This window comes from Pontixanthobacter luteolus (genome assembly GCF_947494915.1).
GTDB lineage: Bacteria > Pseudomonadota > Alphaproteobacteria > Sphingomonadales > Sphingomonadaceae > Pontixanthobacter > Pontixanthobacter luteolus.
Window position 1 is genome coordinate 345545 of the sequence record NZ_CANLWR010000002.1, and the last position, 23411, is coordinate 368955.

22 protein-coding genes and 1 tRNA gene are annotated in these 23411 nt (G+C 60.0%); 8 read left to right on the plus strand and 15 right to left on the minus strand.

Features of this window, described 5'->3' with window-relative positions:
• The first annotated feature begins 39 nt into the window (after positions 1–39).
• On the plus strand, positions 40–1047 hold the full coding sequence (locus tag PO778_RS10550; RefSeq protein WP_271439595.1) for a helix-turn-helix domain-containing protein: 1008 nt from the start codon (positions 40–42) through the stop codon (positions 1045–1047).
• On the opposite strand, the gene PO778_RS10555 is transcribed toward PO778_RS10550, so the two are convergent.
• Positions 1028–1963, minus strand: a complete 936-nt coding sequence (locus PO778_RS10555; protein ID WP_160731261.1) for a ribose-phosphate pyrophosphokinase — start codon at positions 1961–1963, stop codon at positions 1028–1030. The two genes, PO778_RS10550 and PO778_RS10555, sit on opposite strands and share 20 nt — an antisense overlap.
• Positions 1964–2110: 147 nt before the next feature.
• On the minus strand, positions 2111–3094 hold the full coding sequence (glpX, locus tag PO778_RS10560; protein ID WP_160731260.1) for a class II fructose-bisphosphatase: 984 nt from the start codon (positions 3092–3094) through the stop codon (positions 2111–2113).
• A 124-nt stretch (positions 3095–3218) separates the two neighbouring features.
• Between glpX and PO778_RS10565 the strand changes: the two genes are divergently transcribed.
• On the plus strand, positions 3219–3779 hold the full coding sequence (locus tag PO778_RS10565; RefSeq protein ID WP_271439596.1) for a hypothetical protein: 561 nt from the start codon (positions 3219–3221) through the stop codon (positions 3777–3779).
• A gap of 38 nt (positions 3780–3817) precedes the next feature.
• Here the strand turns inward: PO778_RS10565 and PO778_RS10570 are convergent, their stop codons facing one another.
• From PO778_RS10570 to PO778_RS10580, 3 genes are read right to left on the minus strand one after another with little or no spacing between them, the layout of a single operon-like run.
• Entirely contained in the window at positions 3818–5143 is a 1326-nt protein-coding gene (locus PO778_RS10570; protein WP_271439597.1) for a homoserine dehydrogenase, read from the minus strand.
• 2 nt (positions 5144–5145) lie between these two features.
• On the minus strand, positions 5146–5610 hold the full coding sequence (locus PO778_RS10575; protein ID WP_271439598.1) for an acyl-CoA thioesterase: 465 nt from the start codon (positions 5608–5610) through the stop codon (positions 5146–5148).
• Positions 5611–5647: 37 nt separating this feature from the next.
• Complete coding sequence (locus tag PO778_RS10580; RefSeq protein WP_271439599.1) at positions 5648–6481, minus strand: hypothetical protein; 834 nt, start codon at positions 6479–6481, stop codon at positions 5648–5650.
• Positions 6482–6828: 347 nt separating this feature from the next.
• On the opposite strand from PO778_RS10580, the gene PO778_RS10585 reads away from it, so the two are divergent.
• The 5 genes from PO778_RS10585 (at position 6829) to PO778_RS10605 (ending at position 10130) form a co-directional block, all read left to right on the plus strand.
• Complete coding sequence (locus PO778_RS10585) at positions 6829–7494, plus strand: energy transducer TonB (RefSeq protein ID WP_160731255.1); 666 nt, start codon at positions 6829–6831, stop codon at positions 7492–7494.
• A 79-nt stretch (positions 7495–7573) separates the two neighbouring features.
• Positions 7574–8359 (plus strand): MotA/TolQ/ExbB proton channel family protein, encoded by a 786-nt coding sequence (locus PO778_RS10590; RefSeq protein ID WP_160731254.1) that lies wholly within the window; start codon positions 7574–7576, stop codon positions 8357–8359.
• Between the two features lie 78 nt (positions 8360–8437).
• On the plus strand, positions 8438–8971 hold the full coding sequence (locus PO778_RS10595) for an ExbD/TolR family protein (protein WP_202391708.1): 534 nt from the start codon (positions 8438–8440) through the stop codon (positions 8969–8971).
• A 38-nt stretch (positions 8972–9009) separates the two neighbouring features.
• Complete coding sequence (locus PO778_RS10600) at positions 9010–9453, plus strand: ExbD/TolR family protein (RefSeq protein WP_160731253.1); 444 nt, start codon at positions 9010–9012, stop codon at positions 9451–9453.
• A gap of 248 nt (positions 9454–9701) precedes the next feature.
• Positions 9702–10130, plus strand: coding sequence for an ExbD/TolR family protein (locus tag PO778_RS10605; protein WP_271439600.1), 429 nt, complete (start codon positions 9702–9704; stop codon positions 10128–10130).
• A gap of 3 nt (positions 10131–10133) precedes the next feature.
• Here PO778_RS10605 and PO778_RS10610 read toward each other — a convergent pair whose 3' ends face one another.
• From PO778_RS10610 to PO778_RS10630, 5 genes are all read right to left on the minus strand, one after another.
• The gene (locus tag PO778_RS10610) at positions 10134–12584 is read right to left on the minus strand and encodes a ligase-associated DNA damage response DEXH box helicase (RefSeq protein ID WP_438944404.1); all 2451 of its coding nucleotides are present in this window, start codon (positions 12582–12584) and stop codon (positions 10134–10136) included.
• Between the two features lie 111 nt (positions 12585–12695).
• Positions 12696–13520 (minus strand): DUF2059 domain-containing protein, encoded by an 825-nt coding sequence (locus PO778_RS10615; protein ID WP_271439601.1) that lies wholly within the window; start codon positions 13518–13520, stop codon positions 12696–12698.
• A gap of 31 nt (positions 13521–13551) precedes the next feature.
• A complete protein-coding gene (gene pgmG, locus PO778_RS10620) occupies positions 13552–14955 on the minus strand; it encodes a phosphoglucomutase/phosphomannomutase PgmG (protein ID WP_271439602.1) in 1404 nt (467 codons plus the stop codon).
• Positions 14955–15185: a J domain-containing protein gene (locus PO778_RS10625; protein WP_333908192.1), complete on the minus strand. Its 231-nt coding sequence runs from the start codon at positions 15183–15185 to the stop codon at positions 14955–14957. Before PO778_RS10625 ends, pgmG begins: the two co-directional genes overlap by 1 nt.
• A gap of 81 nt (positions 15186–15266) precedes the next feature.
• Positions 15267–16067, minus strand: coding sequence for a division plane positioning ATPase MipZ (locus PO778_RS10630; protein ID WP_271439604.1), 801 nt, complete (start codon positions 16065–16067; stop codon positions 15267–15269).
• Between the two features lie 85 nt (positions 16068–16152).
• Here PO778_RS10630 and panC point away from each other — a divergent pair, with 85 nt between their 5' ends.
• Positions 16153–17013, plus strand: coding sequence for a pantoate--beta-alanine ligase (panC, locus tag PO778_RS10635; protein ID WP_271439605.1), 861 nt, complete (start codon positions 16153–16155; stop codon positions 17011–17013).
• Between the two features lie 3 nt (positions 17014–17016).
• Here panC and PO778_RS10640 read toward each other — a convergent pair whose 3' ends face one another.
• From PO778_RS10640 to PO778_RS10660, 5 genes are all read right to left on the minus strand, one after another.
• Positions 17017–18882 carry a DEAD/DEAH box helicase gene (locus PO778_RS10640; RefSeq protein WP_271439606.1) on the minus strand — a complete coding sequence of 622 codons (1866 nt, stop codon included), beginning with the start codon at positions 18880–18882 and terminating at the stop codon, positions 17017–17019.
• A 207-nt stretch (positions 18883–19089) separates the two neighbouring features.
• On the minus strand, positions 19090–20475 hold the full coding sequence (locus PO778_RS10645) for a nicotinate phosphoribosyltransferase (RefSeq protein WP_271439607.1): 1386 nt from the start codon (positions 20473–20475) through the stop codon (positions 19090–19092).
• A 53-nt stretch (positions 20476–20528) separates the two neighbouring features.
• Complete coding sequence (locus PO778_RS10650) at positions 20529–21593, minus strand: bifunctional nicotinamide-nucleotide adenylyltransferase/Nudix hydroxylase (protein ID WP_271439608.1); 1065 nt, start codon at positions 21591–21593, stop codon at positions 20529–20531.
• A gap of 161 nt (positions 21594–21754) precedes the next feature.
• Positions 21755–23131, minus strand: coding sequence for an NAD-dependent succinate-semialdehyde dehydrogenase (locus PO778_RS10655; protein WP_271439609.1), 1377 nt, complete (start codon positions 23129–23131; stop codon positions 21755–21757).
• 101 nt (positions 23132–23232) lie between these two features.
• Positions 23233–23306: transfer RNA gene (locus PO778_RS10660), tRNA-Gly, on the minus strand.
• Positions 23307–23411: the final 105 nt, after the last annotated feature.

The following is a 23411-nucleotide window of genomic DNA, read 5'->3' on the forward strand; positions in this document are numbered from 1 at the left end:
GGTCCAGAATAATAAGAGCTGAGGTCAGACAGTCGGATAATGGGCGCTGGGAATTCCCACGAGGTTGAAAACGGCAAACAGGGCGGGAGCGATTCTGCCCGGCTGCAGCCGCGGACCGGCGCGACCAGAGACGGCGTGCCGCTTTCGTTCAACCGCCCTCCCGCTGCCGATCTTGAACCATGGCTTGGCCGGGTCATGGTCGCCGTGGCGCAGGCACCCGACGATTATGTGGTCAACGGTCTGTTGTGCAATGATGCCAGCTATATCCGCACCGCGATCGGCGTCGACTGGACCGTGGGAACGGCAGATGGTGAGCTGCGCATTCGCGACGAAACCTTTGTTTGCGGCCAGCATTCGAAAGCGATGCCGCTCGAATATGTAGGCGGGATCAAGGTCGCCGGAATGATGTTCCGCCCCGGTGCGTTCCGGGCGATATGGGGCAAGGACGACGGCCCGCTGATCGACCGGATCAAACCGACCGAATTCATTGGCGTACCCGACGCGGAACTCACCAGCCTCTACGACGCCGACAAGGACCCGCTCGACTGGCTGATCGCGATGGAAGACTGGCTGCGGCATTACATCGCGCGCCACGGCATCCAGCCGCCGGAAAGAGTTTCACAAAAATTCGAAGCTGCGGCGTTTGCCGACCCCAACCAGTCGATCAACGATTTCGCCGAGGATAACGGGGTTACTCCGCGAACCTTGCAGCGGATCATCAAACGTGATTACGGGATGACGCCGAAGCAGGTGATGCGCCGGGCAAGAACGCTCGACCTCGCGGCGCGCCTGTGCGGTGTGGCAGACGAGGAAGAAGAGGAGATCTATCTCCGCTTCTTCGATCAATCGCACCAGATACGGGAATTCACGACCTTCTTCAGCATGACGCCGAAGCAGTTCGTGTCAGAGCGGCAGGGCCTGCTCACGCTCAGCCTTGAAATCAGGCAGGCCCGCAGGCTGGAAGTTCTGCACCGGCTTGAGCCCGATTCGATACGCCCGTGGATGCGCGAACCGTTCGTGCCAGTGGTCAGTCAAACAGCGAGCTGACCGAGCTTTCATCGGCAATCCGGCGAACGGCTTCGCCGATCAGCGGCGCAATGGTGAGTATCCGGATACGGTCCGAATCCTTCGCAGCATCGGACGCCATGATGGTGTCGGAAATGACCAGTTCGGTCAGCGCCGAATCGTTGACCCGGGCCACCGCCCCGCCAGAAAGCACACCATGCGTGATATAGGCCGCGACGCTGCTCGCGCCCTGATCCAGCAGCGCCTGCGCTGCGTTGCACAGCGTGCCGCCCGAATCGACAATGTCATCGATCAGGATGCAGTGCCGCCCCTGAACATCGCCGATGATGTTCATGACTTCAGATTCGCCCGGACGGTCGCGGCGTTTGTCGACGATGGCAAGCGGGGCATTGTCGAGGCGTTTTGCCAATGCGCGGGCACGAACCACGCCGCCCACATCGGGCGAAACAACCATCAGTGACTGGTCGCCGTAACGCGCCTGTATATCCGCTGCCATGACCGGCGCGGCATACAGATTGTCGGTCGGGATATCGAAGAAGCCCTGTATCTGTCCGGCGTGAAGATCGACCGAGAGGACACGGTCCGCCCCGGCTTCGGTGATCAGATTGGCCACCAGCTTTGCCGAAATCGGCGTGCGCGGTCCGGGCTTTCTGTCCTGACGCGCATATCCGAAATAGGGGACCACGGCGGTGATCCTGCGGGCCGAGGCACGGCGCAGCGCGTCGATTCCGATCAGCAATTCCATCAGATTGTCATTCGCCGGAAAGCTGGTCGACTGAACGATGAAAACGTCTTCGCCGCGCACGTTCTCGTGGATCTCGATGAAAATTTCTTCATCCGCAAAGCGGCGCACGCTGGCGTCGGTCAGTGGAATTTCGAGATAGGCTGCAATGGCCCGCGCAAGCGGCAGGTTCGAATTGGCGGCCATGATTTTCATGCGATGTATCCCCGAAAGCGCAACGATTCGTGCTGGCGGAGGCTTAGCCGAGCGGCCCTGCATTGCAACAGAGCAGCACCCGGCTTTTCCCAATCCTGTGCCCCGGCATGTGAAGGTAATCTGCGGAGCATGTGCGCCCCGACGGGCTTACGAACTTCGGTGTTCGCCCCTGATCCAGCGGACGGTGCCGCTGCTGGCGCGCATGACGACGCTTTCAGTGGTCATCTTCCCGCCGCGCAGGCGTTTGACACCATCGAGCAGCGAACCGTCGGTGACGCCGGTTGCAGCAAAGATGCAGTCACCCTTGGCGAGGTCTTCCAGCTTATAGATGCGGTCGAGTTCCTCGATGCCCCATTTGCGGGCACGGGCGCGTTCGTCATCGTTGCGGAACACCAGCCGGCCATTGAACTGGCCGCCGACACAGCGAAGCGCAGCTGCCGCAAGCACGCCCTCTGGCGCGCCGCCCTGTCCCATATACATGTCGATGGTGGTTTCCGGATCGGTCGTCGCGATCACGCCGGCAACGTCACCGTCACCGATCAGCACCACGCCGCAGCCGAGGCCGCGCAGTTCCGCGATAATATCGGCGTGACGCGGACGGTCGAGGACACAGACGATGATCTCGTTCGGTTCCACACCCTTGGCTGCTGCAACAGCCTGGACATTTTCAGTGACGGTTTTTTCAAGACTGATGACGTCGTCAGGATAGCCCGGACCAACCGCGATCTTGTCCATATACGTATCGGGCGCGTTGAGCAGGCAGCCTTCTTCGGCAGCGGCGAGCACCGCGAGAGCGTTGGGACCGGCCTTTGCAGTAATAGTTGTGCCTTCCAGCGGGTCGAGGGCGATATCGATCTTGGGGCCTCTGCCCGGCGCACCGCCAACTTTTTCGCCGATGTAGAGCATGGGCGCTTCGTCGCGTTCGCCCTCACCGATCACCACTGTTCCATCCATGTACAGCTCGTCGAACGCCTTGCGCATTGCTTCGACTGCGGCGTGGTCCGCCGCCTTCTCGTCGCCGCGACCGATCAGCTTGGATGCAGCGATTGCCGCAGCCTCCGTCACGCGGACCATTTCAAGGACAAGAACCCGGTCGAGGACCTGGCTGGCGGCAAGCTTCTTGGTGTTCATGGTGAATTCAGTCCCTCTGGGCTGCTGTGGCATCCAGCATCTCGGCAATTGTTGCTTGGCCGCTTAGACAGGGAGTGTTGCATTGTCGAGAAGGCTTGGGTCCGCAACTGCCGGCCCGCAATGTATGAAGGCATTGTATCTGGCAGTGATGGCCCTGCTCGCCATCGGCTGGTCAGTATCCACTCAGCCGGCCGCCGCACAGGGGCGCACAGCATCCACGGCTGAAGACGTGTTCGCAAATGCGCAGTCAGCTTACGGCCCGCCCCCTCCGGAGCCGAAATGCGATCAGGGTAACGGGGATGAGATCGTTGTTTGCGCGGAGCAGCAGGAACAGTCTCAGTTCCGGGTCAAATCCACCAGCGAACTGGACCCGGAATCGGATGAGGCACTGGATGACGGGTTGCCCCGTGCACCCGATTTCGCCGAATCATGCAAAAAAAACCCGGAAAAGGGGACTTGCATCAGTTTCGGTTCGGTCCCGCCGCCAGCCTATCTGATCGATTTTTCCAAATTGCCTGAAACACCCAAAGGGTCGGATGCGGACAGGATTGCAAACGGGTTGGCCCCGCGCGGAAACGACACCGGGGCCCAGTCTCGCCTGCCCAATGAATTGCCGGGCGAAACGGCGCGTGAGCCCGCAAGCGAAGAAGGCCCGGCCCTTAACGAGACGGAACGCCAACCCTGACTCCGGCCCAGACTTCGGCTTAAGCTTCGGCCCGAAACCTAATCTTCGAGGATTTTCATGACCAGCGGCGGCGCAGTCAGACTCTCCGAATCGGCCAGCAATTGCAGCGCGTGGGTGACACAGCTTTCCGGGCCATCATGCGTCACCATCGCCACCAGAACTTCCCCGCCATCATTGGCGCGGCCCTGTTGGATCAGGCTTTCTATAGACACATCGGCGTCGCGCATCGCAGCGGTAATCTCTGCCAGGACACCCGGCCGGTCGGACACGGTAAAGCGCAGATAGGTCTGACCGATCCGTGCGCCCGATTCGGCGGGGGCCATCGCCTGCAATGCCGCTGCCGGCACGGAAAACGGCGCCCCGGCCTCGCCGCGCGCAATATCGATCAGGTCTGCAACAACCGCACTTGCCGTCGGCCCTTCACCGGCGCCGGCACCCTGAAACAGCAAGCGGCCCGAATAATTGCCCTCTGCCACGACGGCATTGGTGGGGCCTGTGACATGAGCCAGCGGATGCCCCTTGGGCACCAGGCATGGTTTGACCTGCTGCAACAGAACCGGCGCACCGGAACTGTCCGTTGAAATATCGGCCATTCCGATCAGGCGGATAACGTAACCCAAGGCGTCGGCCTGTGCGATATCGGCAGCACGGACCCGCGAAATCCCCTCGCAAGCGACGGCTTCGAAATCGACCCGCGCGCCGAAACTGATGGCCGCGAGAATGGCCAGTTTGTGGGCCGCGTCGATCCCTTCGATGTCGAAAGTCGGGTCAGCTTCGGCATAGCCCAGTTCCTGCGCATCCTTCAACGTGGTGGCGAAATCCGCGCCGGAGCTTTCCATGGTCGACAGGATATAGTTCGCGGTGCCGTTGAGGATGCCGTAAATATGCTCGATCGAATTGGCCGCTGCGCCTTCGCGAAGACCCTTCACAATCGGTATGCCGCCTGCAACCGCCGCCTCGAATTTAAGGGCGGTGCCTTGCGCTTCGGCCGATTCGGCCAATGCCAGTCCGTGATGCGCGATCATCGCCTTGTTGGCGGTGACCAGGCCCTTGCCCGCAGCGATAGTATCGCGCGCCAGCGTCAGCGCCGGACCGTCCGCCCCGCCGACCAGTTCAACAACCACATCGACATCGCCGCGCGATGCCATCTGTGTCATGTCGTCTTCCCAGGCGAAGCCAGACAAATCGACACCGCGATCACGGTTCCGGTCGCGCGCGCTGACTGCCACGATTTCCAGCGGGCGCCCGGCACGCGCGGTTACCAGATCAGCGTTCGCATCCAGCAGGCGGATAACCCCGGCGCCAACGGTGCCAAGGCCGGCCAATGCAATCCTGAGCGGCGCGGAAGATGTTGTGTCTGGCAATCTCAAGTCCTTTGTTCGGTTTCTTCGGCAAGCAAAGCGTCTCTTGCACTTTGCGGGATCGGCATGGATTTGCCGGTTTCCAGATCGACATGGACGTTCACCAGTTCGATCTCTGCGCGCAGATCATCTGCAGGCGCGCCGTCCCCGCGTACTTCATCATGCCCGTGCAATTCGATCCGAGTGGTCATGCTGCTCGATCCGATCCGGGCGGTCCACGCTCGTCCTTCGATGAACTCGTTTGCGCGGATCGGTTTGCGGAAATTCACTTCTGCCTTGGCCACGTGAAATTCCAGCGCGCCCTCGCCGCTCAGCCGCAATTCCCGCGCATCCCAGTATTCGGTGACGATCAGGTCGGCATATTCAAGATAACGCGCATTGAAAACGACCCCTTGAGGATCAAGTTCGGCGTAACGGACACGGAAGACGTGGCGGAATGGCTGTGACATGAGCGGCTCTGTAGCCGCCATGACTGCCGCATAGGAACCAGTATTTCTAAGCTGGCCGCTAGCTGCGGTTGCGCGGACAAGGGCCAAGCTGATTGCGGATGTAACCGTAATCTTCGGCTGCACGCTGCTGTGACACGCGGTCCTGCGACAGGATGACTGATCTGGGCAGTGCGTCAGGCAGGAAACACGCCAGCCTGTACCATGCCAGCGTCTCTGCTTGCGGCGGGCGGGCGGCCTGATCAACGATTTCGCTCCACGAAACGCCCCACATCGGGCGTTGCCCCGGCCTGCGAATGACTGTCAGCGATACCGGACCGTCCGTCTTGGTCGAAACGAAAATCTGCGTTTCCGATTCGCCAGCCAGATTGCCGGCAATCGACAATGCGTCGCGGATGCCGGAAATCGCAGGCGGCGCATCGGCCGCGAGCAATTCGGTCAGCACACCCCTTAGCCTCTGCTCCGTCTCCGGTGACCAGGCCAGCTGTGACGACGGAGCAACCAGCTGAATTTCACCGGGACGGCCGGCAACCGGCCTCGCAATCAGGATGACTTCCTGTTTCTTCAGCTTGGGCACCTTGCCCTTGGCTGTAAGCGGAACATCCACCAGGTATTTGAGGGATTCGCCCACCGGCGTGCTGCCTGAAAGCAGCGCAATTGTCCGCGCTTCAGTATAAAGTCTGACCATGCCGGGCGGGACATCCGGGGCACGTTCCGGCTTCAGCGCAATCTGCTTGCGAATCTCTGCCCGCAGGACCAGCGGCGTGCCATCTGCCAGGTCGGCAAGATCCGCATATGTCAGCTGCATCTGGGCAGGGCCGGTCTGCGCGGTTGCTGCTGAGCCCAATGCCGCAGTGCCGAGTGCCAAAGCCACGATTGCGAGTGATGTTTTCATGTTTGTCAATTTACCCAAGGGTTTATTTCGCTCCGTCATTAACCGACAAAGGCCAGTAACTTACCGGTGTCCTAGCATGGCTGTGAATTGGGCGTTAACCGATAAAGCGTTTGCGCGCCCCGTTCATGCCAGCTAAAGGGCGACGAGTGCGGAGATAAATATAATAGAACAGTCTCATGCAGGCCCACGCCTCTTTGCCGGGTTGAAAAGGGCCAAGTCCCAATTCGATCTGCCAGATCGGCGGGGGTAGACAAGCAGGATAACACTCTGGCAGGGCGGACAGCCCTTCCAATGGGATGAGTAGCCGGATTCGTCCGGCGTTAATGACGATGGAGTGATGCGACTGAATGGCCTACGCTGACCAAGAGATGAGCGGTAATCGCATTATCGCCCTTATCATCGTGGCGTTGATTCATATCGCTGTCGGATACGTTCTCGTGACCGGACTTGCCTATGAGGCAGTCAAGAAAGCGGTAGAGCGCGTTACCACGGTTGATATTGATGAGCCCGAACCCGAACCCGAGGAGCCACCACCACCGGAGGAAATCCCCGAATCGTCGCCGCCGCCTATCGTAGCGCCGCCGCCGCCGATTAACATTGCGCCGGCTCCGCCTCCTGTGCGGACTCAGCCAACAATTCCGCCACCAGCGCCGATTGCTGTCCGGGTGCCGCCACCGGCTCCGCCAGCACCGCCGCCACCGCCGCCTCCGGCTTTCCAGCCGAAGGATCCGACACCGCGCGGTAATCCTGGCAGCTGGGCAAGCCCTCGTGACTATCCTTCGCGTGCACTTCGCGAAGAACGCGAAGGTGTTACCCGCTTCCGGGTTACGGTGAACGCCGATGGCCGTGTGACGAACTGTCAGATCACGGGCTCTAGCGGGCATTCGGACCTCGACGAAACGACGTGTAAGCTGATTACCCGCCGTGGTCGTTTCCGTCCGGCAACCGATGGCAACGGACAGGAGACGACGGGAACGTGGTCGAACGCCGTTCGCTGGCAGATACCTGAATAAACGGGAGGGTCGCCGAAAGCGGCGGCCTAACCGGGACTAAGTTTTTTTAGATACGCTTCTTTCTGAGAGGAAACTCGCAATGATTACCCAAATTCTAGCAAACGCCGGTGGCGAAGAAATCAAGAACCAGTTCGGCTTCTGGGAAGCCATGAACCAGGGCGGTGTTATCGCCTGGTCGATTTTTGGCGTCCTTGTTATCATGTCCGTCGGTTCGTTCTACATTCTCATCACCAAGCTGCTCGAGCAGCGCAAGATCATGAATCAGTACAAGGAAGTTCGTTCGAACTTCTGGCGTGCAAACTCGCTCCGCGAAGGCGCAAACAAGCTCGACAAGAACAGCGCATGGCGCCAACTGGTCGACGATGGTCTTGCTGCTGAAGAAACCCACAGCAAGATGACTGACAGCCTCGAAGCGCATGACTGGCTTCACGGTTCGCTGGCCCGTTCGGAAGCTTCGATCAATGCGAAGCTTGCTGGCGGCCTGCCGTTCCTCGCAACCACGGGTGCGACTGCACCGTTCGTTGGTCTGCTCGGTACGGTTATCGGTATCTACCGCGCACTGATCAACATCGGCCTCGCCGGTTCGGCATCGATCGACAAGGTCGCTGGCCCGGTTGGTGAAGCATTGATCATGACCGCGATTGGTCTGCTCGTGGCTGTTCCGGCTGTTCTTGCCTACAACTGGCTGCAGAGCCGCAACAAGCGCATCGCCGAGCTGCTCAACGGCTTCTCGACCGATCTGCTTGCAAACATCAACTCCAAGGGCACCGTTAAGCCTGCAGTTGCAACCGCAGCAGCAGCACGCGGCGCAGCCAAGCCGGCTCCGAAGGCAGCCGCAGCACCAGCTGCAAAGCCGAAAGCCTGAACGGGTAACGGGGCGGGTGGCAGTGCCATCCCGCCCCTTTCCACCCGAAGTTAAACCAATTCAGGATAGGAATTAGCAATGGCTATTTCAGCGGGCGGCGGAGGCCAAGAGCGGCCGATGTCAGACATCAACACCACTCCCCTTGTGGACGTGATGCTGGTGCTTCTGATCATCTTCCTTATCGCGGTTCCGGTCGCCATCCAGACGATCGACAAGCTCGAAATTCCAATTATGGAATCGATCGAGTCGAAGGATAAGGTCGAGAACCTGCTCCTGACCGTCAGCACTTCCGACGCGGCAGGCCGCAGCGCGGGCGAGCCAGGCTTCGAAGGCGCAACACGCGACGGCGAATGCCGGATCTACTTCAACAACGTAGCCCCGGTCGACTCGCAAGAGCTTTATGACCAAGCGTTCGAACGTCTGGACAAAATCGTTCAGGCCGCAGGCGGACCGGATGCAATCATGCAGAACCCGGAACTGATCCCGCAGGTTCACATCCGTGGTGACGTAAACGCACCGTGGCGCTGTGTTGCCGGAACGATCTACAACGTCCAGGCAGCCGGCTATCCGACTGTCGGCTTCATCTCCAACCCGGTCGACCCTAACGGTTGATCGGCGCGGATCGAACGAGAATTCAGGAGTAACCCACTATGGCAATGTCAGGCGGCAAGGACGATGGTGAGCCGATGATGGAAATGAACACGACGCCGCTTATCGACGTCATGCTCGTTCTTCTCATCATGTTCATCATCACCATCCCAGTGGCAACACACTCGGTCGATATCGATCTCCCGGCGCCTAATAACGAGCCGCCGCCACCTGATCAGATCGACCCGATCAAGAACAAGATCGTTCTTACTCAGGCGAACGAGATCCTGTGGAACGGAACGCCTATCGACCAGGGTGAGCTTGTCCGGAACCTCGAAATCACCAAGGATATCGATCCGGAGCCGGAGCTTCAGTTCGAACCGGAAGCGTCGGCCAGCTATGATCTGTCGGCCCGCGTTCTGAACATCATCAAGATTTCGGGCGTTACCAAGTTCGGTTTCGTCGGAAACGAAAAATACCGGTCCTTCGGTACGCAAGCCGAGTAATCGGTTCTTACAGATGACCCTTTGAAAAGGGGCGGAGCAATCCGCCCCTTTTTCTTTGCCCGCAATCCTGTGGACAGCAGCGCCGTCATTCGCTGAATCTGTGTTGCGCGCTGCAATGTGCAGCCCCCGCCCCGCTTCCGCCCGCGCGCAAGGGAACACTCCGGAGCCTCTCATTCATCTCTCCATTCACCACTCTTGTCTTGCCGCAGCTTTATGTTATGTTATCACATCTAAAGAGGAGGAAGGTTATGCCATTCACTACCGCTCCATCGCACGACGGCCCGATGAAGGACCTCAACATCACACCGTTTATTGACGTGCTGCTGGTTCTTCTCGTCCTGCTGATCATGACCATCCCGATCATGACAAATGTGACCGAGGTCGAATTACCCAATGGTGATGGCGGCCTGGAACCCGACCCGGTTATCAATGTCGTCGGGCTGACCCCTGGCGACCAGATGCTCTGGAATGGAGAACCTGTCGACAAGCCTACTCTCGAATCGTCGATTGCCCGCGCATTGGCCTTGCCAACAGAACCTGTGCTGCGCTTCTCTCCCGACCCGGCAGCATCCTACAATGCGTCAGCGAAAACCATTCTCGTGATCAAGGATTCCGGTTCAAAGAAGTTCGCTTTTGACCGGCTTCACGAACACAAGACTTTCGCCCGCGCTGAGTAGCTCTCAGCCATCAGGCGCAGGCTCCACCCGCATCGCCGCATCGGCCAGGCTTTCCGCCTCGAGCAGCAACTCGTCGTCGATCTGCCCTTGCGGGACGCTCTCCCGCCCGATCATCACCATGACCGGCACCGCGAGCGGGCTGACCCGGTCAAGAGTGATATGGCGCAGCCTCTCGGCAGAACTTTCAAGCAGGTCCGCCAGGCGGCCGACGTCTGTCATCCGTTCCCGTGCGTCAGCCCAGGCCGCTTCCAGCAGAACATGATCGGGCTCGTGCTTGCGCAGCACATCATAAATCAGGTCGGTAGAGAACGTGACCTGTTTGCCGGTCTTCCGCTTCCCGGGATGCTGCCGTTCGACCAGCCCCGAGATAACCGCCACCTCGCGAAAGGCGCGCCGCAGGAGATGCGAATCCTGCACCCAGTCGACAAATTCTTCGGTCAGAATATCAGGCGAAAGCAGCGGGGCGGGATCTTCCACCGGTTTCAGACCCCAAACCGCCAACGAATAATCGTTCGCGACAAACCCGCCGGGCTGCAGCCCGCGGTCTTCCATCCGGCGCGTTATCAGCATTCCCAGCGACTGGTTCGCGTTCCACCCTTCGAACGTATAATAGACCGAGTAGTGCCGCTTCGCATGGGGGAAGCTTTCGACCAGCAATTGCCCCGGTGCGGGCATCTCGCTGCGCCAATCCTGCACCTCCAGCCATTCTCGGACATCGTCTGGGAACCGCGCCCATCCGGCGCGGTCATCCAGCATTGCCCGAACCCTGTCTGCCAGATGCGTGGTCAGCGGCATCCGCGCGCCGCCATAGGAGGGAATCATCGCCGCCTTTGACGAAGCACGCACGATCACGTCCATGTCCTTTACGCCCTCAACCTCAAGGCTGGTCCCGGCGAAGGCAAAAGTGTCTCCGGGCGAGAGCGCCGCAGCAAAGCGTTCCTCGACCTTGCCCAGCGAACGGCCGTTCTTGAACCGCACCGTCAACATCTCACCATCAATGATAATGCCAGCATTCAGCCGGTGCCGGGCGGCATGTTCAGGGTGAGTCAGCCGCCAGGTGCCGTCACGGTCACGCGTGATACGCTTGAATTTGTCATAGGCTCGCAGCGCATAACCGCCAGTCTCTACAAATCGCAAAACCCGGCCCCAGATTTCAGCATCGATCCACGCATAGGCGAGCGATGATCGCACTTCCGCCAGCAATTCGTCTTCACCAAATGGCCCCGCACACGCGCATGCCATTACATGCTGGGCCAGCACATCCAGACCGCCGCGCCGGAAGTCCTCACCATCACGCTGGCCTTCTTCCACCGCGTCCTTTGCCGCTGTTGCCTCGAGAAACTCAAAGCGGTTGCCAGGCACCAGCAGCGCGCGGCTGGACTGGTCGAGCCGGTGGTTCGCGCGCCCTACACGCTGCAAGAGGCGCGATGAGCCCTTTGGCGCGCCCATCTGCACCACGCAGTCAATGTCGCCCCAATCGACCCCCAGATCGAGACTGGCGGTCGCCACTAGCGCACGCAGTTCGCCGCGAGCCATGGCCCCTTCGACCTTGCGCCTGGCCTCGCGGCTAAGCGAACCGTGATGAATCCCGATCGGCAACCGATCTTCGTTCACGTCCCACAAGTTCTGGAATATGAATTCCGCCAGAAAACGCGTGTTGGTGAAGATCAGTGTGGTCTTGTTCGCCTTTATCTGTTCGTAAAGTTGCGGAATTGCCCATGTCGCCGCGTGGCCGCCCCACGGCACCCGTTCTTGCACCGGCAGCAGGATTTCAACCACTGGTTCCGCCCCCGGTTCGCCAATTATCAGTTCGACCTCGTCCAGATCTCCCCACGGCGCGAGCCATTCCCGGTACGATTCGGGATTGGCAACTGTGGCCGACAGGGCAGCACGCTGGAGCTGAGGGGCAATGGCCTGCAAACGCGACAGCGCAAGCGCCAGCAAGTCGCCTCGCTTGCCCGTCGCAAATGCATGAACCTCGTCGATGATGATCCGTTTCAGTCCGCGAAACATTTCGGAACTGTCGGGATAGGAAAGCAGCAGCGAAAGCGATTCCGGTGTCGTCAGCAGGATGTTGGGCGGTTTGCTCCGCTGCCGCCGCTTCCGGTCGGACGGGGTGTCACCGCTGCGCGTTTCGATCTTCAGCGGCAGTCCCATCTCCTCCACCGGAGTGACCAGATTGCGCTGCACGTCATGCGCGAGCGCCTTCAGCGGAGAAACATAGAGCGTGTGGAGCCCTTCAGGCGGTCCATCATCGCCAAACTTGCTGGGGCAGAAATCCGCCAGCGTGGGGAGGAAGCCGGCCAGCGTCTTGCCCGCGCCAGTATCGGCCACCAGCATGGTGTGGCGTCCCGCATGGGCAGCCGCGTACATGCCTTTCTGGTGGCTGCGGATGCGCCATTCGCGCCCGGCAAACCATGCCTCGATCTCTGGCGGGATCGCCGCAGCTTTCATGATCGGCCCCGCCCGCATATCTTGCATGAAGTCCGCGCTAAGCTGCGAAGGCAGGAAATCCCGGCGGTCAGAGCACCGGCAGGGTGCAATGCCCCGCCTGCGATCAGCAGATCAATAGCCGCCTTCTTCCGCATTGCCGGCCGTTTCCTCGATCGCGGGTTCTGCGGCAGCGAGTTTGTCCTGATCCATACCAAGAATGCCCGACAGTGCCGCCTTTTCTTCCTCCGTCAGCTCCGAATACTGGCGCGGAGCAGCCAGTTCAGCGGTTACTTCGCCGATGGCCTCGATCATCTGAGGCATCATCTCCATTACCGCAGGCATGACCTCGTTCATGGCCGACATCACTTGCGGATCGGCATAGATCAGCATCGATTCAGCTGCGTAGTGGCTGCCGGTCGGGGTGGTGAAAAACGCGTTCAGTTCTTTGAGTTCGGCCACACTGAAACGCACGGCATATGCACGGGCCAAACCGTCGCGATAGCCTGGTTCGATCTCGGTCATGACATCGGTAATCATCTTCACCGAAGTTTCCGCAATCCGCCTGGTCCGCTCCTGATAGGCAGGATCCATTATCGCCAACGCATCGCTGATCGCGGTTTCGCCCATGTTCTCCAGCTCACTGAACGGCAGCCCTGTCAGCTCCGCCAGCTCTCCGGTTGGCATCTGGACCATGGCACCCATGATGCTGTCCATCATAGGCTCCATCGTATCGCCCATCATCTTGGCATAGGTGCCTTCAGGAAAGATGCTGGCAACCACAAGCTGCGCCTCTGGCAGCCGAGCTTCCTGCTCGGCGGTCAGCGGCTGGGCCTTGCCGAACATTTCGCCCATCGCCTCCATCATGCGTGCATCGGTGGTGGTTTGTTCCTGCGCGGCGAGCGGTGAACCAATAGCAGAGCCGGCCAGTGCGAGAGCAAACAGGGAATTCTTCAGCATTTTCGGGCCTTTCGCATAATTCTTCGTATTGTCAGTGCCCTACACTCTCGCCGCGTTCAAGGCCCGACAGACGCAGCTGTTCGTCGATTTGCACCATCAGGCGGGCAAGCCCTTCTTCGCTATCGCTTTCGGCCCGCGCGACCAGCACATCCTGGGTGTTCGAAGCGCGCAGCAGCCACCAGCCGTCATCGGTGGTGACCCGGACCCCGTCGGTCCCGTCAACTTGCGCGGGGCTGTCCGCCAACCGCGCCTTCACTTCGTCTATCGCCGCGAACTTGCGACTTTCATCGACCTGGAAACGCATTTCAGGCGTGTTGATCATCGCGGGCATATCGCCGCGCAGCTGGGTCACGGATTTACCCAACCGGACAGAGGCGAGGATCAGGCGCACGCCGGCATAAAGCGCATCGTCGAAACCGTAATATTCGTCCGCAAAAAACACGTGACCACTCATTTCGCCAGCCAATGGCGAACCAGTTTCCTTCATTTTGGACTTAATCAGGCTGTGTCCGGTCTTCCACATCACCGGCTTTCCGCCGTGTTTTGCCACATGGTCGAACAATGCGCGGCTCGCCTTTACATCGGCGATAATCGTGGAGTTAGGTAGTCTGACGAGGAGGTCTTCAGCGTATATCATCAACAACTGATCCCCCCATATAACCCGGCCTTCGCCGTCGATCGCGCCGATCCGGTCGCCATCGCCGTCGAATGCAACTCCGAAGTCGAGTTTCTTCTCGGCGACGAGCGAGCGCAGGTCCTCCAGATTGGCCTCAACAGTGGGATCAGGATGATGATTGGGAAACGTACCGTCGACGTCAGTGTAAAGCGCGAAATGCGTGCCCGGCAGCCGATCAAGCAAGGCCTCGAGGACGGGGCCGGCTGCACCGTTACCATTGTCCCAGCCGACCCGCATGGCGGAGAGATCGGCCGGATCAAGCCCGTCCAGCGGCGCGAGGAGACGGTCGACATACTCATCCATGATTTCGCGGGTTTCGCTGGTGCCGACCCCGTCATCCCACTCGCCGGCAGCAGCCATTCGGCCGATGGTCTGGATGTCTTCCCCGAAAAACGGACGCCCCTGAAATACCATTTTGAAGCCATTGTAATTGGCGGGATTGTGGCTGCCAGTTATCTGAATGCCGCCATCTACATCTTCGGCTGACGCCTCTGCATAATACAGCATCGGCGTTGGCCCCATGCCCACCCGGACCACGTCGCAGCCGCTCGCATTGAGCCCTTCGACCAGCGCATGTTCCAGCATCGGCGAACTGGTGCGTCCGTCGTAACCAACCGCCACTCTCGAACCGCCTGCCCGCTTTAGCAGTGTCGCGAAACCGCGCCCGATCGCACGCGCATCATCCGGCCCCAATGTCTCTCCGATAATTCCGCGGATATCGTATTCGCGAAGGACGGTGGGGTCGAATGCATGGGTCATCAGGGGCCTCTGGTGTCTTTTGCCGTTGGATAGGGCAATTCATTTATCAGTATATCACGCGCAGCGTTCGCTTCATGCACCTGTTCATTGGTGCCGCCGCGGTCCGGATGAACCAAGGCCAGCAATTGCTTGTGCGCCTGCATTACCTCTTCGCGTGATGCGTTTTCACGAACACCCAGAAGCGTTCTTGCGCGGAACAGCGCCTGGCTGCGCGTGCTCTTCGTCTGCATGAACTGCCACGGCCATTTCCCGAACAGCATCTTGCAAGCAGCGCTTGCAAGAAAGGCGAAGAACAGCAGCTTCCACATCGGTCAGGCCAGTTCCAGCTGCGCTTGCGGTTTGGCGATTTCAGGGAGGTGCAAACCGGCCAGCAAGGCGCGCATTTCCTGCCGTGCGACAAGGTGGCTGGTGCCCAGTTCGCCCAGATGCCCCTTGTCGAGCAAGGTAAAGCCCGAGGGGAACAGCTCGCGGTAGATCACGCGTTCCGAAAGGCCTTTGACCACGCGGAAACCTGCGCGCTTCGACAGTTCGTTGAGCGCCTTTTCAATGCGCTGCATATTGCGCGCCTCGGTGTGGCCGCTGCGGTTGCGAACCACGACCCAGTCGATTTCCTTGCGCTGTTGCAGCGCGCGGGCCTTGCGGGTTTCCCAGATCAGTTCGGCATAGAATGACAGGCGGCGAACCTTGAAGGTTTCCGCATCAACTTGCCCGATCAGATCGAAATCGACGAAGCTGTCATTCATCGGCGTCACCAGCGTATCCGTCTCTGTCGCGGCGTGGCGGGCGAATTCATCATCGCGGCCGGGTGTGTCAACGATCAGGAAATCCGCGCCTTCGCCCATTTCTGCCGCCAGATCATCGAAATCGCCGACCGTTTCGCCGCGGAACACCTGACACCGCGCGGTTGGCAGATCGATTTCGCGGCGCTTTGCGGTCTCGGCCCGGTTTTCGAAATAGCGGTCCATCGTGCGCTGGCGCGGATCGAGGTCGATCGCCGCCACCCGGGCACCCTGATAGGCAAGCGCCACCGCGACATGAACCGCAGTCGTGGACTTGCCGGTTCCGCCCTTCTCATTCGCAAATGTGATCCGGTGGGGGGCGCTGTGGGACAAGGGGCAAATCCTGTATTGTGGTTGTTTTGGCCCTGCCTACGCGGCTAGGACCAGCAAGCTTACTTCTACCGGAGGCCCCGCAACCGTGCAAACTATCACCCAGCTGGAAATGTTGAGAAAAGCCGTGGCGCAATTGCGCGCGAAGGGCGGAACCGTGGCGCTGGTGCCGACGATGGGCGCGCTGCATGAAGGGCATCTGACGCTGGTGCGCGAAGCTGCGAGCCGCGCCGATCACGTTGTCGCCTCCATTTTCGTCAATCCGACCCAGTTCGGTCCGAATGAAGACCTCGACGCCTATCCCCGCCAGCTGCAGGAAGACGCGGAGATGCTGGAGCAGGAAGGGACAGCGCTGCTTTGGGCACCCTCTGTCGGCGAAATGTATCCCGACGGCTTCGCCAGCAGTATTTCCGTTAGCGGCGTGAGCAGCGGCTTTTGCGGTGCCGACCGGCCCGGTCATTTCGACGGCGTTGCCACGGTGGTGTGCAAGCTGTTCCATCAGGTGCTGCCCGATATCGCCTGTTTCGGTGAAAAGGATTGGCAGCAACTGGCGGTGATTCGCACGATGGCGCGCGATCTCGATCTGACACGTCCCTATGCCCGCGATATCATCGGCATTCCGACGGTACGCGAGGCAGACGGGCTCGCGATGAGCAGCCGCAACCGGTATCTGAACGAGCACGATCGGTCTGCCGCGGCAAGCCTGCCGCGTGAAATGCGCGAAGCCATCGCCCGCATCGAAGACGGACAACATGTCGGCCGTACGCTAGCCGCGCTGGAAGATGCGCTGCTGGGCGCAGGGTTCAGCTCGGTCGATTATGCCGACCTTGCCGATGCAGCGAGCCTGGAAGTCTTGCCCGAGCTAGGCGATCGGCCCGGACGCTTGCTGGTCGCCGCGCGAATCGGCGGGACCAGGCTCATCGACAATATGGCGGTTGGGAAGCCCTAGCCCTCAGTCAGCGGATTTCGGGGCACCTTTGCGGTGCTTGAACTTGCCCTTTTCAACCCGCGGTCCGCGCTGTTTTACCGGCTTGCGGCCTTCACCTGCGGGGCCGCCTTCTTTGTTGCGGTCCCATTTCCCAGGACGAACATTGCCGCCACTGCCGGATTTGTCCTGGCCGGATTTCGCCGCGTAGGGCTTGTTGCCATGCGGTTTCTTGCCGAATGGCTTGCGGCCCGGCTTGCGATTTTCACGGGCTTGCATCCGCGGGCCATCGGCGCTGCGTTCGATGAATACCGGACGATCCTGATCCTCCGATGCAGCTGTGCGCTGGATCGCATCCTCAACCTTCGCTGCGATGGCGGTGGGTATCTGGAAAAAGGTCTCGTCGCCGCCAATCCGGATCGCACCGATTTCGGTGCGGGTTACGTGACCGCGGCGGCAGATCAGCGGCAGTATCCAGCGCGGATCGGCATTGTGGCGGCGGCCAATATCCATGCGGAACCATGCCACGTCTTCGAAACCGGGACGGTGGCGGTCCTGCTGCGCAGCCTTGCGCGCCTCAGGCGTGTTTTCCATCAGCTCTTCGGGCTGCGGCATTTTGGATCGGTGCGCCTGAACCAGCATCGCAGCGATGTCTTCAGGAGATTTTTCAGCGATCAGCCGCTGGGCAAGGCTGCGGTCCTCGTCTTCGATCTCGACCGGTGCCAGAAGCGTTTCGAGCAAACGCTCGCGGTCTTGCTGGCGAATATCCTTGGGCGACGGGGCATCGACCCACTGCGCCTGGATCTTCGCCCCGCGGAGCATGGATTCGACCCGGCGGCGGCGCGGAAACGGTACCAGAATAACCGCGGTACCCTTCTTGCCGGCGCGGCCGGTGCGGCCGGAACGGTGCTGCAATGTCTCTGCATCGCGCGGCACCTCCACATGGATCACAAGGCTCAGCGACGGAAGGTCGATCCCGCGTGCGGCGACGTCGGTCGCGACGCACACACGGGCGCGGCGATCGCGAAGCGCCTGCATGGCCTGGTTGCGTTCCGACTGCGAGTGTTCGCCCGACAGTGCGACCACTGCGAACCCGCGTTCCTGCAGGGTTGCATGCAGCCGGCGCACTGCATCGCGCGTGGCGCAAAACAGGATGGCGGTCTCGGCCTCATGGAAACGCAGCAGATTGACCACCGCATTTTCGATTTCCGAGGGAGAGATGGTGACTGCCTGATAGGAGATATCGCCGTGCCCGCGATCGTCACCAACGGTCGAAATGCGAAGGGCGTTATCCTGATACCGCTTCGCCAAGGCCACGATCGGCTTGGGCATGGTGGCAGAAAACAGCAACGTGCGGCGGCCTTCCGGCGTCGCATCGAGAATTTCCTCAAGATCTTCGCGGAAGCCCATGTCTAGCATTTCGTCCGCTTCATCGAGCACTGCGACTTTCAGCGCGGAAAGGTCCAGCGCGCCGCGTTCCAGATGGTCGCGGAGGCGGCCGGGAGTGCCGACCACGATTTGCGCGCCGCCGCGAAGGCTGCGGCGTTCTTTCGATGCATCCATGCCGCCGACACAGGTGGCAATGCGCGCACCCGCCTTGCCATACAGCCAGATCAATTCGCGGCTGACCTGCAGTGCCAGTTCGCGGGTAGGCGCGATGATCAGCGCTAGCGGGGCGATGCCGTATGGCACCTTGCCATCTTCGCCCAGGAGCTGCTCAGCCATGGCGAGGCCGAAAGCGACAGTCTTGCCGGAGCCGGTCTGGGCGGAAACGACCAGATCACGGCCAATGGCTTCCGCTTCGATTACCGCCGACTGGACGGAGGTGGGTTGTTCATAGCCGCGTTCGGTCAATGCTTCGCCAAGGACTGGCGGCAGTTCGGAAAAATTCATGTGTCTCGCAATTTCTGAGACCTGCCATGTGGCAGGTGGGTCTGATGCCTGCCGGGTTGGCAGGGGGAAAATCTCGTGCACGCACGATCTATGCCGTCCGCATACACGAAAAGAGGCGCTTTGGCTTGTTCTTTTTTGTGCAGGTGCGAAGAGGGGCAGCTCTGGCCGGGTCAAATCCCGGCTGGCTGCCCCAGATATTGCGCCAAATCAGGCGTTTGCCGCACGTTCGCGAATGTCGGCGAAGTCGTGCCGGACCAGCAGTTCACCGTCTTTCCAAACGGGCATCAGCAAGTTTGCGTCATCACCGACCGCATCCAGCCGCTTTGCGACCATCCGGCCCTGTTCCAGCACAACCGCTTGCCGGCCCGCCTTGCTGGCCTTGGTCGGATCGGTCGCCGGTTTCTTGGACACATCGTGCCATTGGCCCGCATCATCCTGCATCGCGTTTGCCTTCATGGCAAAGCGCAATGTATCGCGGTTGACCGATTGCAGCAGGCCGCCGCCCATGCCGAACGCGATATTGTCGATCGCGAAGCCATCCTCAATCAGGCGGTCGATCAGCTTGCCGATACTGTTGATGTTCATTCCGTCGCCCTGGATCACGCGAACTTTGTCATCCAGCACACGGAAACCTTTCGAATTCACCGTGCCGCCGAAAATGTCCCACAATTTCGCCAGAGTGCGCGCGGGTGTTTCAACCGGATCGCCGCTGTCGGGACGCACCACCAGTGTGCCCTTGCGGGCCAGGACTTTCTCTTTCAGCGAACCGCCCCAGATGTTCTCGACCGCGTTGTCGAGATCCCAGCTGTCGGACACCACGGCAACCAATGCACCCTCCCCGTCGAATGCGTCGAGCATATTGGCATAGGCCGCTTCTTCGCCTGCCTTGCCCCAACTGGTCATGGTGCTGTGTTCCGCCGCAGGGATGGAAAAGCCCGGCATGTCCGTACCGTAGTAACGGCGCGCCGCCATGATCCCTTCCAGCGTGTCGGTTCCGCTGAAATTCACCAGATGAGCCATGCCGCCCAGCGCCGCGCTTTCGCCGGAACTGACCCCGCGGGCGCCAAAATCGTGCAGCTTGAAGGGTAACTGGCCGGCTGAATCGTCGGAGGTTTGCGCAAGGCCCGCGCCGATGATCTGGCGGCATTTCCAGCTCAGCGTGGCAACGGTTGTGGGATACCATACCGCCCGCAGCAAGGCGGTTTCGATGAAGGTGGTCAGCCACGGCATGCGCGGATCGGTGTTGCGCACCTGATACAGCGGCACGCCGCTGGGCACGATCGTCCCCTCGGGCAAGGCGCTGATTTCCAGCGGCAGATATCCGCCGTGATCGGTCAGGATCGCGTGCCAGCCGTCCCGATTGAAGGGAACACCGTGGGCGCCGCAAATCAGCGCGGCTTCATCGATATCCGCCTGCGAAATCGGGGTGCCGAGATAATCGATCAGGAAGGGCTGGAGCCCAAGGAACAGGATTTCATCGGAGAAATCGTTGTGCCGGCTTTCGCCATAGGCGCTGATCATACGCGCTTGAGGCGGGTATTGCAAAAAGTGGCTCTGTTTATAGCTGTCGGTAGCCAGGATGATATTGGTCATGATGTGAACTCCTCACATAGTATCTTGTATGCAGGGCTCCCCCGCATACGGGGTCAAAGATCGGCCATCTGTTCGATGATCGACCAGTGATCTTCAAAAAGCATTTCCGGTTTAAGCTCGCCAAGCCGGTACCAGCGGGCGTGTGCCGCATCGTCCCCGCCCTTCACCTTGAACAGCTTGCGCCGTTCGGGCAGCCGGAAAAGGAACGCGTGAGTGATGATCCGCCCGCGCAGCGAACGGCCGGGCGCATCGAAAATGCGGCTTCGGCTATCCTCAATGAAGCTGGCGAGCATTGCGGGCGGTATCTGCCCCTTGCTGTCGCCGATCTCGGTTTCTTCGCGCAACTCGCGGATTGCCGCGTCGCGGACACGTTCATCGCGGTTTACGAACCCGCCCGGCAGCGCGAGCAATCCCTTGCCCGGCAATCTGCCGCGTTCGACCAGCAGGATATGGCCGGACTGGATCACGACCGCATCGGCAGTGACGAACGGGCCTTCCCCCCATTCAGCGGGATACGCGTCGAGGTATTCGCGTTCCGCCAGCAGCGCCTTAAACGGTTCGCTCATCTTGAATGCGTGCAATTGTTCGGCAACGCCCTTCGACAGTATGGAATCCGGCACTTCCGGAATGCGGGCGAAGAACCGTTCGCGAATGTCGGCTGAACTGAAGGTGCCATACTGGCTGTCGATCTGGATGTTTCCCCATGCCGGGAACATCTTCAGATAATAGCTCGACTGGTCCTTGCCGAACCCGCTGAGCGAAATGGAAAAATCGTCCAACCCGTTCGCCTGAAAGCCGCTATTGCCCTCTGCCAGAACGATTTCATGCACTCTGCGCTGAACCTCTGCAGTCCAGGCATTGTCCGAATAAAGATGGTCGTCCAGCGGTTCCACCATCACTTGCCCCTGAGCCATTTCATAGGCGAAGGCGGAACGGATCATGTGCTCGCGTTCTTCGTAAGTGAACGGGTTGCGCGGATCGCGGGCGACATTCGCCGAACCGACCAGCACGATCAGCCGGTCGACCTGTTCCAGTGATTTGCGGATTACATATTCGTGGCCGATATGCAGCGGCTGAAAGCGTCCGATAAAGACGCCAAAAGAGGCTTTGTTTGCCATGATCGAGACTCCCTCGATTGATGTTAGCGGCAACGGACTCCCCGATGCCTGAGATCAAACTGGACCCGCAATGCTGCGTGGTCAAATGCGAATATCGCTGTGCTAGATTGCAAAAAAGTAAACAGGCCGGAGCGTCCAACCACGCCCCGGCCTGCTGCGTGTCAGTCGACCAGATAGATCGATTTCACGTTCACGAATTCCTTGATCCCAAAACCGCCATGTTCGCGGCCATATCCCGAATCTTTCACCCCGCCGAAGGGCATGTTGGGCTGGGCAATCTTGTATCCGTTGATCGAAATCATGCCGGTATCGAAATACTTGGTCGCCAGTTCGCGGGCTCGCTTTTCATCCTTGCAAAAGATACCGCCGCCCAGGCCGTATCGGCTGTCATTGGCGATGCGCATGGCGTCTTCGTCATCCTTCGCCCTTATCACCGATGCGGCAGGGCCGAACAGTTCATCGTCATAGGCTGGCTGGCCCGGGGCAACATCTACCAGCACTGTCGCGGGATAATAGGCACCAGTGCGATCGGGCACGGATCCGCCGCACGCAATCTGCGCGCCTTTTTCGACGCTTTCCTCGACCTGTTTTGCCAGTTTGTCGCGCAAATCATTGCGCGCCATCGGGCCAAGCCCGGTCGAACTTTCGTTAGGATCGCCCAGCTCAACCGCGCTCATCGCTTCGACGAAACGTTCGAGGAAGGCATCGTAATGTTTTTCCGTCACAACGAAACGCTTGGCCGCGACGCATGTCTGGCCGTTGTTATAGAGCCGCCCGGCGACGCTGCACTGCACCGCAGTTTCGAGATCGGCATCGTCCAGCACCATATACGCGTCATTCGAGCCCAGCTCGAGCACGGTTTTCTTCAGGTTTTCCGCTGCTTTCGCGCCGATCTTGCGCCCCGCACCGTCGCTGCCGGTCATGGTGACGCCGCGAACAAGTTTGTGTGCAATGATCTCGTCGGAAACATCATGACTGATCAGCAGAACGGAAAACAGGTTCTTGGGCAGCCCTGCGCGTTCCATCACATCACGCAGCATCAGTCCGCTGCCGGTGCAATTTTCCGCGTGTTTCAGCAGCACACCGTTGCCTGCCATCAGGTTCACGATGGAATAACGGACCGCCTGATAACAGGGGAAATTCCAAGGCTGAATGCCGTAGATCACGCCGATGGGCGAATAGGCGATGACACCCTTGCCGCCCTGAATCTCGCGCTCTTCGTCGGCGAGTTCGGCGGCACCGTTATCGGCCGTGTAATCGCAGATCGCTGCGCACAATTCTATTTCGTCGCGGCTATGGCCAATCAGTTTCCCGACTTCATCGGTCATCAACTGGGCGAATTCTTCTTTCGAGGCGCGCAGTTCCTTGCCGATGGCGCGGATGATTTCGGCGCGCTCTTCAACGGGCCGAAACCGCCAGTCGAGAAATGCCTCGTGGCAAGCCTCGACAACGGATTTCGCATCCCCTTCGCTCATGAGCGAATAGGTTTCGAGTTCTTCATTTGTGGCGGGGTTAATGGTGGTCAGTGTGTCGGGCATGGGGCCTCTTTGCGTTTGTTCGGGATATGACAACGCAACGGTCCGGCGCACGGCACAGTTCCGCGACAACACAAAAAGAGCGGAAAAATTAGGAGGAGCTCTGGAGCGGGTAAGGGGAATCGAACCCCTCTAGCTAGCTTGGAAGGCTAGAGCATTACCACTATGCTATACCCGCCCGCTTCCGAGAGAAGCGCGCTTGCCACCAAAGCCGGGGATTCGTCAACCAGCAGTTTCAATCGCCGCGCAAAAAGGCCGCTCCTGCCGCCCGCCTCAGCATCGC